The sequence below is a fragment of the Telluria sp. Soil_C_11 genome, assembly GCF_057657395.1.
On the sequence record NZ_JBDGIN010000004.1, the window covers coordinates 372,624 to 385,639 of the forward strand.

At 64.3% G+C, this 13,016-nt stretch carries 6 protein-coding genes; 1 reads left to right on the forward strand and 5 read right to left on the reverse strand.

Features of this window, described 5'->3' with window-relative positions; translation table 11 throughout:
* Positions 1-121: 121 nt before the first annotated feature.
* The 5 genes from prsT to AC3A6M_RS09735 form a co-directional block, all read right to left on the reverse strand.
* A complete protein-coding gene (prsT, locus tag AC3A6M_RS09715; RefSeq protein ID WP_487852515.1) occupies positions 122-2,896 on the reverse strand; it encodes an XrtA/PEP-CTERM system TPR-repeat protein PrsT in 2,775 nt (924 codons plus the stop codon).
* Between the two features lie 145 nt (positions 2,897-3,041).
* Positions 3,042-3,350 (reverse strand): hypothetical protein, encoded by a 309-nt coding sequence (locus AC3A6M_RS09720; protein ID WP_487852516.1) that lies wholly within the window; start codon positions 3,348-3,350, stop codon positions 3,042-3,044.
* A 154-nt stretch (positions 3,351-3,504) separates the two neighbouring features.
* Entirely contained in the window at positions 3,505-6,792 is a 3,288-nt protein-coding gene (gene icmF / locus AC3A6M_RS09725) for a fused isobutyryl-CoA mutase/GTPase IcmF (RefSeq protein ID WP_487852517.1), read from the reverse strand.
* A gap of 169 nt (positions 6,793-6,961) precedes the next feature.
* The gene (locus AC3A6M_RS09730; RefSeq protein ID WP_487852518.1) at positions 6,962-10,540 is read right to left on the reverse strand and encodes an indolepyruvate ferredoxin oxidoreductase family protein; all 3,579 of its coding nucleotides are present in this window, start codon (positions 10,538-10,540) and stop codon (positions 6,962-6,964) included.
* Between the two features lie 179 nt (positions 10,541-10,719).
* Positions 10,720-11,658 carry a LysR substrate-binding domain-containing protein gene (locus AC3A6M_RS09735; RefSeq protein WP_487852519.1) on the reverse strand — a complete coding sequence of 313 codons (939 nt, stop codon included), beginning with the start codon at positions 11,656-11,658 and terminating at the stop codon, positions 10,720-10,722.
* A 133-nt stretch (positions 11,659-11,791) separates the two neighbouring features.
* On the opposite strand from AC3A6M_RS09735, the gene AC3A6M_RS09740 reads away from it, so the two are divergent.
* Complete coding sequence (locus tag AC3A6M_RS09740) at positions 11,792-13,015, forward strand: HD-GYP domain-containing protein (RefSeq protein WP_487852520.1); 1,224 nt, start codon at positions 11,792-11,794, stop codon at positions 13,013-13,015.
* Position 13,016 lies beyond the last annotated feature (1 nt).

Sequence of the window (13,016 nt, forward strand, 5' to 3'; positions counted from 1 at the left end):
TTACTTTAACAATCGTAACACCGAAGGCAGTGAGAATGTAATAAAGAAATGAATATTTGATAACGACTATGGCAAAAAACACACGTATGTAACGCCGGCGGCGTGTGCCGCCGGCCGGTTTTTACATTTGTTGCAACAATTCCTTGGCTTTCGCCGATGCATCGCCCTTGCTGGCAGCGGAAACCTTTTCAAGGGTCTTGCGTGCGCTGGCCTTGTCGCCGCTCTTGATCTGGGCCTGCGCCAGGTGCAATTGCATGTCGGTGTTTTCAGGCATGGCCGTCACCGCTTTCTGCAGCAGATCCACCGCGCGCTTGCTGTCGCCCTTGTCGGTCAGGATGCTGCCGAGGGTATCCAGCACGGCCGGGTTGTTGCCGGCCAGGCTGTAGGCTTTCTCGGCCGTTTCCACGGCCTTGGGATTGTTCAGCTGCTGGTAGGTCCAGGCCAGGTTGTTGAGCGCCAGCGCATTGTTGGGCGTCAGCTTCACGACCGTTTCCAGCTGGTCCGCGGCCGGCTGGTACTGCTTGGCGGCCAGGCTCTGCTCGGCTGAATACATCAGTGCCTGGACGTCGTTCGGATGGTCCTTGATCCATTGCGCCAGGCCCTGGTTGGCCTTCTGCTCCTTCCCGCTCATCTTTTGCAGCTGGTGCAGTGCGATGGCGATCCGGGTCGTCGGGTGGTTCTTCTGGGCCTTTTCGTACAGCGGCAGGGCCTGGTCCACCTTTTTCTGCGCCATCAGCAGGTCGGCTTCGAGCAGCAGGCCGGTGGGGGCGGTGCGTTCCTGTTTCTGCAGGCCGCGCGCGATCGCCAGCGCTTCTTCCGGACGTTTCTTGCGCATTGCCAGCTCGGCCAGCGCCAGCTGGGCCGGCAGGAAATCGGGCTGCAGCGAGGTCGCCTTTTTCAGCTCGGCGGCGGCATCGTCGTCGCGCTTCGCCAGGGCATAGGCGGAGGCGAGCAGGTATTTGGCCTGCGCCGATTTCGGCTGGACGTTGACCAGTTTGCTATACGTCTCGATCGCCGCCGTGGTGTCCTTGTTCGCCAGCTGGGCCTGGCCCAGCAGGCTCAGCAGACTGGGATCGGTCGGGTTTTCGGTTTGCAGCTTGCGCGCCAGGGTGAGCGCTTTCGGCACCTGCTTGATCTTCAGATAGTGGTTGGCCAGGCGGATCGCGGGCGCGACGGCATCCGGATTCTCGCTGCTGGCCTTCTCGAACCAGGTGGTTGCCTTGTCCTGCTGGCCCTGCATGATTGCCAGCTCGGCCAGCGCGGTCATCGCGGTGATGTTTTTCGGATCCTTCTTCAGCACCGAGGTGAAACGGGCTTCGGCATCGGCCGGCTTCTTGTCGTTCAGGTCCAGCTGGGCCAGGTGCGCCGAGGCGGGGAGGAAGCTCGGGTCGAGCGCGACCGCCTTTTCGAAGCTGGCGCGGGCATTCGCGACATCGCCCTTGGCTTCATAGACCCCACCCAGCGTGCCATGTGCCTGGGCGTTGTCGGGTTGCTGTTTCACCAGCGCTTGCGCGGCGGCCAGCGCCTTGTCGTAATGCTTCATCGACATCTCGGCCTGCACCAGCGCCATGGCGCCCTTGGGCGAGGTGGTGTCGAGGGAGGCGCCGAGTTCGAGTTCGGACAGACCTTTCGCCTGGTCACCCTGCTTGATGCGGGACAGGCCCAGCGACGTGTGCAGGGCCGCGACCTTCGGCGCCAGCGCCGCCGCTTTTTCGAGGTAGGTGGTGGCGTTGCCGAAATCCTGGTTGCGGTAATAGGTTTCACCAGCCAGGGCCAGCAGCTGCGGGTCGTCGGTCGGCTTCTTCAGCGCCGGCGCCAGGGTCGCGAGGGCATCCGACGGCGCGGTCTGCAGCTGCGCCTGGGCCAGCAGCTTGCGCGCATACGTGTTGTCCGGAACCGCCGCCAGGTACTTGCGCAGGTATTGCTCGGCCTGTTGGTGGGCGCCCATCTTGAGCTGGATCGCGCCTGCCAGCAGGATGCTCGGCATGTGCTCGGGCGCGGTCTTGAGCACTTTTTGCACGGATTCCAGGGCTGCTGCGTTCTCGCCCTTGGTAAAGTCGAGCAAGCCCTGGGTGTAGGCCAGCTGCAGGCTGGCCGGCGTGATCTTGCGCGCCGCGTCCAGATCGGCCTTCGCTTCATCGAACTTGTGCAGGTTGATTTCGATGAGCGCTTTTTCGATATGCGCGGTGCGGTGGTCCGGCTTGATTGCCAAGGCCTGGGTGAAAGCGGCCAGCGCTTCCGGCATCTTGCCTTCGCTGCGCGCCAGCGAACCCTTGAACATCCACGCCTCGGTGTTTTTCGGATCCTTGGCGACGGCCTGGTCGGCGAGCACCGTGGCCGCCATCAGGTCCTTGTGGAAGACCGCCAGGCGCGCCATGCCGATCAGGACATTGCCGCTATCCGGCTGCAACTTGGCGGCCTGGTCATAGGCTTCCTTGGCCTTGTCCGGCTCGTTCAGGTCGAGATAGGCATTGCCGCGCAGCGTCAGCAGCTCAGCCGAGCTGGCGGCGCTGTCGGCCGGAATCACGTCCAGCACGTCCTTGAACTTGCCTTGCTGCTCGAGCGCGCGGGCCAGGGGCGCCAGCACGCGGTTCTTGTCGATGCCGAGCGCGCGCGCCTTGTTCAGCTCCTTTTCGGCCGACACGGCGTCGCCGGTCTCGAGATGCAGGACGCCCAGCGCCAGACGGGCTTCGCCGTTTTCCGGACTGTTGGCGACCGCATTTTTCAGCTCGATCATCGCGGCCTTGACTTCGCCCTTCTGCTGATACTGTTTCGCTTCCGCCAGGAGCTGTTCGGTTGGCTTGCTGCGATTGCAGCCGCCCAGAGCGGCAGCGGCGATGATGGCCCCGGTGACCAGTGCAGTACTGAGCGCCTTCTTGTTGACATTACGCGGCATGATTCCCTCGAATTAATGGCTTTTGCAAACAGGGTTGTCTGCATAGAAATTTGCAAAAATCAATCATACCCGAAGAAATCCGGCTGTCATTAACACAATAGGCAATTGTGCGAAATCAAAGCAATTTGTGGTATGCCAGCCGCATTTACTTTTTGTTGTTGCGCAGGCGGCTCAACAGGGCTTCGACGTTATCGCCGGCGGGGATGCCATGGCGGCGCAACAGCTGCACGTGCAGCACCAGGTTTTCGAGCACCAGCTTGGCGGATACCGCGAGCAGGGTCATCAGGCGGTCTTCGGTGCTGAAGTTCTCCATCGACGCCGCCATCTCGCACAGGTGGTTGGCAACCAGTTCGCGCAGGTCGTCTTCGGGGAAGGGGAGGTCGGCGAAGTCGATCGGATCTTCCTGCTCGACTTCGCGCATCAGGGCGGCGAGGTGTTCCGGCTTGATCGGCATGCACGGCTCCGTGGTGGACTTGGAACCATTCTAGAGCAAACGCAAACCGGGGTCAGACTCCCGAATTTGGAAATATCTGCTGCGATATTTCCAAAAATGGGAGTCTGACCCCGGTTTGAGCGAAAGCAGGCGGATTGCGGGTCCGCCTTGACGTTTACATATTGCGGCGATACTGCCCGCCCACCTCGAACAGCGCGGTGGTGATCTGGCCCAGCGAGCACACGCGCACGGCGTCCATCAGGCGCGCGAACACGTTGTCGTTGTCGATCGCGGCCTGCTGCAGGGCGGCGAGGGCGGCCGGCGCCTGCTCGGCGTTGCGCTGGTGGAAGGCTTCCAGGCGGGTCAGCTGCGACTGCTTCTCGTCGTCGGTCGAACGGGCCAGTTCGATGGTGGCCGGGGCTTCTGCGCCGTTCGGGTTGCGGAAGGTATTCACGCCGATGATCGGGAGGCTGCCGTCGTGCTTCTTGTGCTCGTACAGCATCGATTCTTCCTGGATCTTGCCGCGCTGGTAGCCGGTTTCCATCGCACCCAGCACGCCGCCGCGCTCGGCGATGCGCTCGAATTCCTGCAATACCGCTTCCTCGACCAGGTCGGTCAGTTCGTCGATGATGAACGAGCCCTGGTTCGGGTTCTCGTTCTTGGCCAGGCCCCATTCGCGGTTGATGATCAGCTGGATCGCCAGCGCACGGCGGACGGATTCGTCGGTTGGCGTGGTGATCGCCTCGTCGTAGGCGTTGGTGTGCAGCGAGTTGCAGTTGTCGTAGATCGCGATCAGGGCCTGCAGCGTGGTGCGGATATCGTTGAAGTCGATTTCCTGCGCGTGCAGCGAACGGCCCGAGGTCTGGATGTGGTACTTCAGCTTCTGGCTGCGGTCGTTGGCGCCGTACTTGTCGCGCATCGCCACCGCCCAGATGCGGCGCGCCACGCGGCCCAGCACCGTGTATTCCGGGTCCATGCCGTTCGAGAAGAAGAACGACAGGTTCGGCGCGAAGTCGTCGATGTGCATGCCGCGCGCCAGGTAGGCTTCGACGAAGGTGAAGCCGTTCGACAGGGTAAATGCCAGCTGCGAGATCGGGTTCGCACCCGCTTCGGCGATGTGGTAGCCCGAGATCGACACCGAATAGAAATTGCGGACCTGATGCTGGACGAAGTATTCCTGGATGTCGCCCATCACCTTCAGCGAGAACTCGGTCGAGAAGATGCAGGTGTTCTGGCCCTGGTCTTCCTTCAGGATGTCGGCCTGCACCGTGCCGCGCACGTTGGCCAGCACCCATTCCTTGATCTTTGCCGTTTCGTCGGCGGTCGGCGCGCGGCCGTTGTCGCGTTCGAATTTTTCCAGCTGCTGGTCGATGGCGGTGTTCATGAACATCGCCAGGATGGTCGGGGCCGGGCCGTTGATGGTCATCGAGACGGAGGTAGTCGGGCTGCACAGGTCGAAGCCGTCGTACAGCACCTTCATGTCGTCCAGGGTCGCGATCGACACGCCGGAGTTGCCGACCTTGCCGTAGATGTCCGGACGCAGGGCCGGATCGGCGCCGTACAGGGTCACCGAGTCGAAGGCGGTCGACAGGCGCTTCGCATCCATGCCGGTCGACACCAGTTTGAACCGGCGATTCGTGCGGAAGGCATCGCCTTCGCCGGCGAACATGCGGGTCGGGTCTTCGCCCTCGCGCTTGAACGGGAACACGCCGGCCGTGTAGGGGAAGGCGCCGGGGACGTTTTCCAGCATCAGGAAGCGCAGGATCTCGCCATGGTCCTCAAAACGAGGCAGGGCGACCTTGCGCACCTTGTTGCCGGACAGCGTGGTTTGCACCAGTTTGGTGCGAATTTCCTTGTCACGGATCTTGACCACGTGCTCGTCGCCAGCGTAGGTGGCCTGCAGTTGCGGCCAGGAGGCCAGCAGGCTCTTGGCTTCGCCGTCCATGGCGTTGTCGCGCTCCGTGATCAGGTCGTCGAGCACCACTTCGCGGTTGGCAAGCGCCAGCATGCGCTTGGTTTCAGTCAGCTGCTGGCGTTCGCGCGCCAGTTTCACCTGTTGATGGGTATTGCGGTGGTAGCCGCGCACGGTATCGGCGATTTCGGCCAGGTAGCGGGTGCGGCTCGGCGGCACGATCACGTTCTTGCCGCTCGAGTATTTCTGCGACGGTTTTTCCAGCTTCGGCGCCTCGACCTTCAGGCCCAGCCCGGCGAGCGCCGGCAGCAGGCCGTGGTACAGCGCAGTGACGCCGTCGTCGTTGAAGCGCGAGGCTTGCGTGCCGAACACCGGCATCTGGTCCGCGCCCTGGGACCATAGTTCGCGGTTGCGCTGGTACTGTTTCGCCACGTCGCGCAGCGCATCCTGGGCGCCCTTGCGGTCGAATTTGTTGATCGCGATGAAGTCGGCGAAGTCCAGCATGTCGATCTTCTCGAGCTGGGAAGCGGCGCCGAATTCCGGGGTCATCACGTACATCGACAGGTCGACGTGCGGGACGATGGCGGCGTCGCCCTGGCCGATGCCCGAGGTTTCGACGATCACCAGGTCGAAGCCGGCCACCTTGCAGGCGGCGATCACTTCCGGCAGCGCCTGCGAGATCTCGGAGCCGGCTTCGCGCGTGGCCAGCGAGCGCATGAACACGCGCGCCTGGCCGTTCCACGGATTGATCGCGTTCATGCGGATGCGGTCGCCCAGCAGGGCGCCGCCGGACTTGCGGCGCGACGGGTCGATCGAGACGACGGCAATGTTCAGGCGGTCGCCCTGGTCGAGGCGGATGCGGCGGATCAGCTCATCGGTCAGCGAGGATTTGCCGGCGCCGCCGGTGCCGGTGATGCCCAGCACCGGCACCTTCAGGCCTTCGGCCGCGTCCATGATCTGCTTGCGCAGTTCATTGCTGGCCTTGCCGTTTTCCAGCGCGGTGATCAGCTGGGCCAGCGGACGGTGGCGCTGTTCGACCGCGCCGCTGGTGAGCGGCTCGAGCGAGGTCGGGGCATAGGTGGACAGGTCGACGTCGCAGGCTTCCAGCATCGAGCGGATCATGCCGACCAGGCCCATGCGCTGGCCGTCTTCCGGGCTGAAGATGCGCGTCACGCCGTAGGCATGCAGTTCCTCGATCTCGCTGGGAACGATCACGCCGCCGCCGCCGCCGAACACCTTGATGTGCGCACCGCCGCGCTGGCGCAGCAGGTCGATCATGTATTTGAAGTATTCGACGTGGCCGCCCTGGTAGCTGGAGATGGCGATGCCTTGCACGTCCTCGGCCAGGGCCGCGGTAACGACTTCGTCGACCGAGCGGTTGTGCCCCAGGTGCACGACCTCGGCGCCGTTCGACTGCAGGATGCGGCGCATGATGTTGATCGAGGCGTCATGGCCGTCGAACAGCGAGGCGGCGGTCACGAAACGCACTTTATTGGCCAGCTTCGGCTGTTCCGGCAGCTCGAGCCTGGCGGCGGGGGTGATGTCGTTCATGGTGTTCCTTGAGATTGCGGAAGCGAACAGGAGTTCTTGGTACGGTATATGACGTTAACGTAAACGTCAAGAATGTCAGGCGTCGCCCCCGCGAGGGCGGGGGCCTAAGGTTGCCGGCGTCTCAGTAACGCACACAAACTTGGGTCCCCGCCTGCGCGGGGACGACGGTTCAGGCGGCGCGTTGCTTGACGTTGCCGCCTAGCAGCTCAGCCTTGCGCGCACGGTACTCGGCCACCGCCTTTTCCTTGACGTGGCCAAAGCCGCGGATCTGCTCCGGCAGCGCCGCCAGTTCGACCGCCGTGGCGTAAGTCGAGGCGTCCAGCGAGCGCAGCACATCCTCGATCATCCCACGATATTCGGCGATGAGGGCGCGCTCCATCTTGCGCTCCGCCGTGTAGCCGAAGATGTCGAAGGCGCCGCCGCGCAGGCCTTTCAGCTTGGCCAGCAGCTTGAATGCGCTCCACATCCACGAGCCGAATTCGGCCTTCACCAGGTGCCCCTTGGCATCCTTCTTCGCGAACAGCGGCGGCGCCAGGTTGAACTTCAGGCTGAAATTGCCTTCGAACTGGGTCTGCAGCTGCTCGACGAAGCGGCCGTCGGTGTACAGGCGCGCGACTTCGTACTCGTCCTTGTACGCCATCAGCTTGAACAGGGATTTCGCGACCGCCATCGACAGCTTGTTGCCCAGCTTGTGGGCGCCCTCGGCCGCGCGCACTTTCTCGACCAGCTCCGCATACTGCGCGGCGTAGGCGGCATTCTGGTAGCCGGTCAGGAATTCGACGCGCTTCTTGATGACCGAATCCAGGCTCTGCGGCATCTGCACGACGATGGCTTGCGCCGGGGTCACGGTTTTTTCCACGCGCTTGAGGTCGACGGCGGCGCGGCGGCCCCACAGGAAGCTGCGCTTGTTGGAGCCCACGGCCACGCCATTCAGTTCGATCGCGCGCAGCAGCGCGGCTTCCGACAGCGGAATCAGGCCCTTCTGCCAGGCGTAACCCATCATGAACAGGTTGGCGGCGATCGAGTCGCCCATCAGGCTTGTGGCCAGCCTGGTCGCATCGATGAAGTCCACGCCGGCTTCGCCGCCGACCGCTTCCGCGATCAGCGAGCGCACCTGCCCGGCCGGGAATTCCCAATCCCGCTGCTGGGCGAAGGTGCCGGTCGGCTGCTCGTGCAGGTTGACCACCACCGTGGTGCGGCCCGGGCGCATCTTCGAGATCGCGTCCGACGCGCCGGCGGTCAGCATGTCGCAGCCCAGCACCAGGTCCGCTTCGCCGGTGGCGATGCGCTGGGCGCGCAGGCGTTCCGGCGTTTGCGCGATCTTCACGTGCGAGGTCACGGAACCGTTCTTCTGGCTCATGCCGGTCATGTCCAGCACCGACGCGCCCTTGCCTTCGAGGTGGGCCGCCATGCCCATCAGCGCGCCGACGGTGATCACGCCGGTGCCGCCGATGCCGTTGATCAGGATGTTGTAGGGCGCGGCAATCGAGGGCAGCGCCGGCTCCGGCAGCAGGCCCCAGCCGTCGTCGGTGCCGTCCTTGGCGACGCCGGCCTTGTTCTTCTTCAGCGTGCCGCCTTCGACGGTCACGAAGCTCGGGCAGAAGCCCTTGGCGCACGAATAGTCCTTGTTGCAGGACGACTGGTCGATGGCGCGCTTGCGGCCGAATTCGGTTTCCTTCGGCAGGATCGAGACGCAGTTCGACTGCACGCCGCAATCGCCGCAGCCTTCGCAGACGGCTTCGTTGATCACCATGCGCTTGTTCAGGTCAGGGAACTCGCCCTTCTTGCGGCGGCGGCGCTTCTCGGCGGCGCAGGTCTGGTCGTAGATCAGGACCGTCACGCCCGGCAGTTCGCGCAGCTCGCGCTGGACATCATCCATGAACTTGCGGTCGTGGATGGTGACCAGTTCCGGCAGGCTCGAGCGGTCTTCATAGCGCGACAGGTCTTCGGTGACGAGGGCGATGCGTTTCACGCCTTCGGCCGCCATCTGCTGGGCGATCAGCGGCACCGAGGTGACGCCGTCGACCGGCTGGCCGCCGGTCATCGCGACCGCATCGTTGTACAGGATCTTATAAGTGATGTTGACCTTGGCCGCGATCGCGGCGCGGATCGCCAGGTAACCCGAGTGGAAATAGGTGCCGTCGCCCAGGTTCTGGAACACGTGCGGCACTTTCGAGAACGCGGCTTGGCCGATCCAGGGCGTGCCTTCGCCGCCCATGTGGGTGGTCAGCTTGTTCATCTCCGGGTAGATCGAGGTCGCCATCACGTGGCAGCCGATGCCGGCCAGCGCGAACGAACCTTCCGGCACCTTGGTCGAGGTGTTGTGCGGGCAGCCGGAGCAGTAGAAGGCCGGGCGGAACGGGGTCGTGACGGCCTTCATCAGCACCGCGTCCTTCGCTTCCAGGAAGGCCAGGCGGGCCTTGATCAGGTCGCGCGTGCGCTCGTCCAGGTTCAGGCGGGCGATGCGGCCGGCGATCACGCGCGCCACTTGCGCCACCGAGAAGTCGGCCTTCGGCGGCAGCAGCCATTCGCCGCGCGGCGAGACCCATTCGCCCTTGTCGTCGAACTTGCCGACGATGTGGGGACGGACGTCGTCGCGCCAGTTGTACAGCTGTTCCTTCAGCTGGTACTCGACGACCTGGCGCTTCTCTTCGACCACCAGGATCTCTTCCAAGCCCTGCGCGAATTCGCGCACGCCTTCCGGCTCCAGCGGCCAGATCATCGCGACCTTGTACAGGCGCAGGCCGACCTGGGCCGCCATCGCTTCGTCGATGCCCAGTTCTTCCAGCGCTTCCAGCACGTCGACGTAGGATTTGCCGGAGGCGATGATGCCAAGTTTCGCGTCGGGGCTGTCGATGGTGACGCGATTCAGCTTGTTCTCGCGCGCGTAGGCCAGGGCTGCGTAGATCTTGTAGTCCTGCATCAGCGCTTCCTGGGTGCGCGCCTGCTGGCCCAGTGGAACTGATGATAGCCGCGTATTCAGGCCGCCTTCCGGCATCGCGAAGTTCTGCGGGAGTTTCACTTCGACGCGGAACGGATCGGCGTCGACCGAGGCGCTCGATTCGACCGTATCGGCCAGCGCCTTGAAGGCCACCGCCAGGCCGGAAAAGCGCGACATCGCCCAGCCGTGCACGCCCAGGTCCAGGTATTCCTGCACGTTCGACGGGTACAGCACCGGGATCATGCAGGCGGCGAAGATGTGGTCGGACTGGTGCGGCAGGGTCGAGGAGTAGGCGCCGTGGTCGTCGCCGGCCACCAGCAGCACGCCGCCGTTCTTTGCGGTGCCGGCGTGGTTCATGTGCTTGAAGACGTCGCCGCAGCGGTCCACGCCCGGGCCCTTCGCATACCACATGGCGAACACGCCGTCGTGCTTGGCCGGGCCGATCAGGTCGACGGTCTGGGTGCCCCACACGGCGGTCGCGGCCAGGTCCTCGTTCACGCCCGGCACGAACTGGATGCTCTTGGCTTCGAGGTGGCCCTTGGCCTTCCACAGGTTTTCATCGAGACCACCGAGCGGCGAGCCGCGGTAGCCCGACACGAAGCCGGCCGTGTTCAGCCCCGCCTGTTCGTCGCGCAGCTTCTGGATCATCGGCAGGCGCACCAGCGCCTGGATCCCGGACAGGAAGATCTTGCCGGAGGTGGCGGTGTACTTGTCGTCGAGGCTGACGTCTTTCAATGCGGGGGGAGCAGGCGGGATGGCAGGCGCGGCGGGCGCAGGCGCGCCCTGGCCCAGGGTGGTGTCAGGCATGGTGTCTCCAAATGGTATTCAGGTGGGCTGGCTCGGAGCGTTACGCCGGGTAGGCGTTGGCGGGAGCAGGCCGGGTGCCGCTTTTTTGGCTTTGCCCGAAGTGTAGTGACAAGCTGACGTATACGGAAATACGGAATGAGGATGGGGCTATAAGAAAAAATGATGGCCCGTCGGGCGGCTCAGGCGGCGTCGAGTGCCCGTGCGCCGATCCAGGCGCCGCTGGCGCACAGCTCCGCGGCGACCTGCGCCACCAGGCGGCTGACGGCGGCCGCGGCGTTCGTCAGCGGGATGTTCTTCGAGGTGCACAGCACCACCGTGCGCGAGATTGCCGGGCTGTGGATGGACAGCGCCCGCATCGCGCCGCGTTCGACTTCCGCCTGCACCGGGGCGACCGGCAGGATGGTGGCGCCCATGCCGGCCAGGATCGCCGATTTCAGGATCGCGATCGAGTTGATCTCGATGACGCCGCGCGTGTGCAGGCCGGCGGCGCGTGCCGTGCTTTCGATGCGCGGGCGCACGCCATGCTGCAGGCCGGGCAGGATCAGGGTCGCGTCCAGCGCTTCCGCCAGGCTCAGGCTGTCGCGTCCTTCGGCCCAGGGCGCGTCGAAGCGGCAGATGAAGCGCAGCTCTTCCTCGACCAGGGGCGTGGTGGCGAAGCTGGCCAGCTGGCCGTCGTCGAACAGGACGGCGAGGTTGGCGCGGCCCGAGCGCAGCTGCTCGGCCAGGTTGCCTGTGATTTCTTCGGTCAGCTGCAGGGTGATTTCCGGATAGCGCCGGCGGATCGCGGTCAGCAGGGGCAGGGCCAGCGCCCCCGAGATGCTGTGCGGCAGGCCGAGCGTGACGCTGCCCGAAGGCCGCTCGGCCGACTGGATCACGGCCGCCTGGGCATCCGCGACCTGCTTCAGGATCGCCAGCGCATGCTCGTAGAAGACCTTGCCCGCATCGGTGCTGACCACCCCCTGTGCCGAGCGGTGCAGCAACTGGACCCCCAGTTCGTCCTCCAGCTGGCGCAGCTGCTGGGTCAGCGCAGGTTGCGCCACGTGCAGCACCAGCGCCGCGCGCGACAGCGAACCGTGATCGACGATGGCAACGTAGTAGCGGAGCTGGCGTAGTTCCATGAGACAATTTTTGTATCTTTAAGGATACATAATTTGTAAAGTTAGTTTGCTTATTGCAACAGGTAAGCTGAGCAGTTGCTATACTGAAAGTACGTCGAAACGCGGCGAGATTAACACACCCCTGTCTTTCCCCATGCTTAAAAAAATCGACTCCTCACAGCTCCGCGTGGGGATGGCCATTCACGACCTCGATTGCGGCTGGATGGAACATCCTTTCGTTCGCAACCGCTTTGTCCTGAGCAGCGAAGATGAAATCCGCAAAATCCTGAACGCCGGGATCCGCGGCGTGACCATCGATTGCGGCAAGGGGCTGGACCTGGCCGACGCGCCGACCGTCGAGGAGGCGGCAGCGGTGGTCGAGGCGGAAGTGACGGCGATCGCGGCCAGGCCGGTGGCGCCGCTCCGCGCCGCGCTGGCCGAGGAATTCGACCGAGCCGTTGCGATCCGCCGCCAGGCCGCCGGCCTGGTCAGGACCGTGATGCAGGATGCGCGCCTGGGCAAGGCGGTGGAAATGGACAAGGTGTCGCCGGTGGTCGAGAACATCACCGCGTCGATCCTGCGCAATGCCAGCGCCCTGCTCGGCCTTTCGTACATCAAGAACAAGGACGACTATACCTTCCTGCATTCGGTCAGCGTGTGCACCCTGCTGGTTGCCTTCTGCCGTTCGCGCAAGATGGACGACGACACCATCTACCAGGCCGGCATCGGCGGCCTGCTGCACGATACGGGCAAGGCGCTGGTCCCGGACCACATCCTGAACAAGCCGGGACGCCTGACCGACGAGGAGTTCGAAGTCGTGCGCCGCCATCCACGCGACGGGGTCGAGATCCTGCGCCGCTCGCCGGAAATCGGCCCGATCCCGCTCGACATCACGCTGCACCATCACGAGCGCCGCGACGGCACCGGTTATCCGGACCGCCAGGGCGCCGACCAGATCAGCGAGCTGGCGCAGATGGCCGCCATCGTCGACGTCTATGACGCGATCACGGCCGACCGCTGCTACCACAAGGGCTTGCCGGCGGCCGAGGCCCTGCGCAAGATCTACGAGTGGAGCAAGTTCCACTTCAATCCCACGCTGGCCCAGGAGTTCATGCGCTGCGTCGGCATCTACCCGGTCGGCACCCTGGTGCTGCTGGAATCGGGCCGCCTCGGCGTGGTGGTCGAGCCGCACGAAACGAGCCTGCTCACGCCGAAGGTCAACGTATTCTTCAGCACCAGAAGCCAGACCTATATCAGGCCGGAGACCGTCGACCTGTCGCGCGGCCTGGGTTTCGGCGGCGGCGACAAGATCGTGCGCCATGAATCGCCCGAGAAGTGGAAGGTGGATCCGCTGCGCTTCATGACGCTCGCGGCGTAAA

Excerpts from the sequence above, each read along its gene's own strand:
- AC3A6M_RS09740 (WP_487852520.1), top strand. The coding sequence starts at position 11,792 with ATGCTTAAAAAAATCGACTCCTCACAGCTCCGCGTGGGGATGGCCATT.
- AC3A6M_RS09735 (WP_487852519.1), bottom strand. The coding sequence starts at position 11,658 with ATGGAACTACGCCAGCTCCGCTACTACGTTGCCATCGTCGATCACGGT.
- prsT (WP_487852515.1), bottom strand. The coding sequence starts at position 2,896 with ATGCCGCGTAATGTCAACAAGAAGGCGCTCAGTACTGCACTGGTCACC.
- AC3A6M_RS09730 (WP_487852518.1), bottom strand. The coding sequence starts at position 10,540 with ATGCCTGACACCACCCTGGGCCAGGGCGCGCCTGCGCCCGCCGCGCCT.
- AC3A6M_RS09720 (WP_487852516.1), bottom strand. The coding sequence starts at position 3,350 with ATGCCGATCAAGCCGGAACACCTCGCCGCCCTGATGCGCGAAGTCGAG.
- icmF (WP_487852517.1), bottom strand. The coding sequence starts at position 6,792 with ATGAACGACATCACCCCCGCCGCCAGGCTCGAGCTGCCGGAACAGCCG.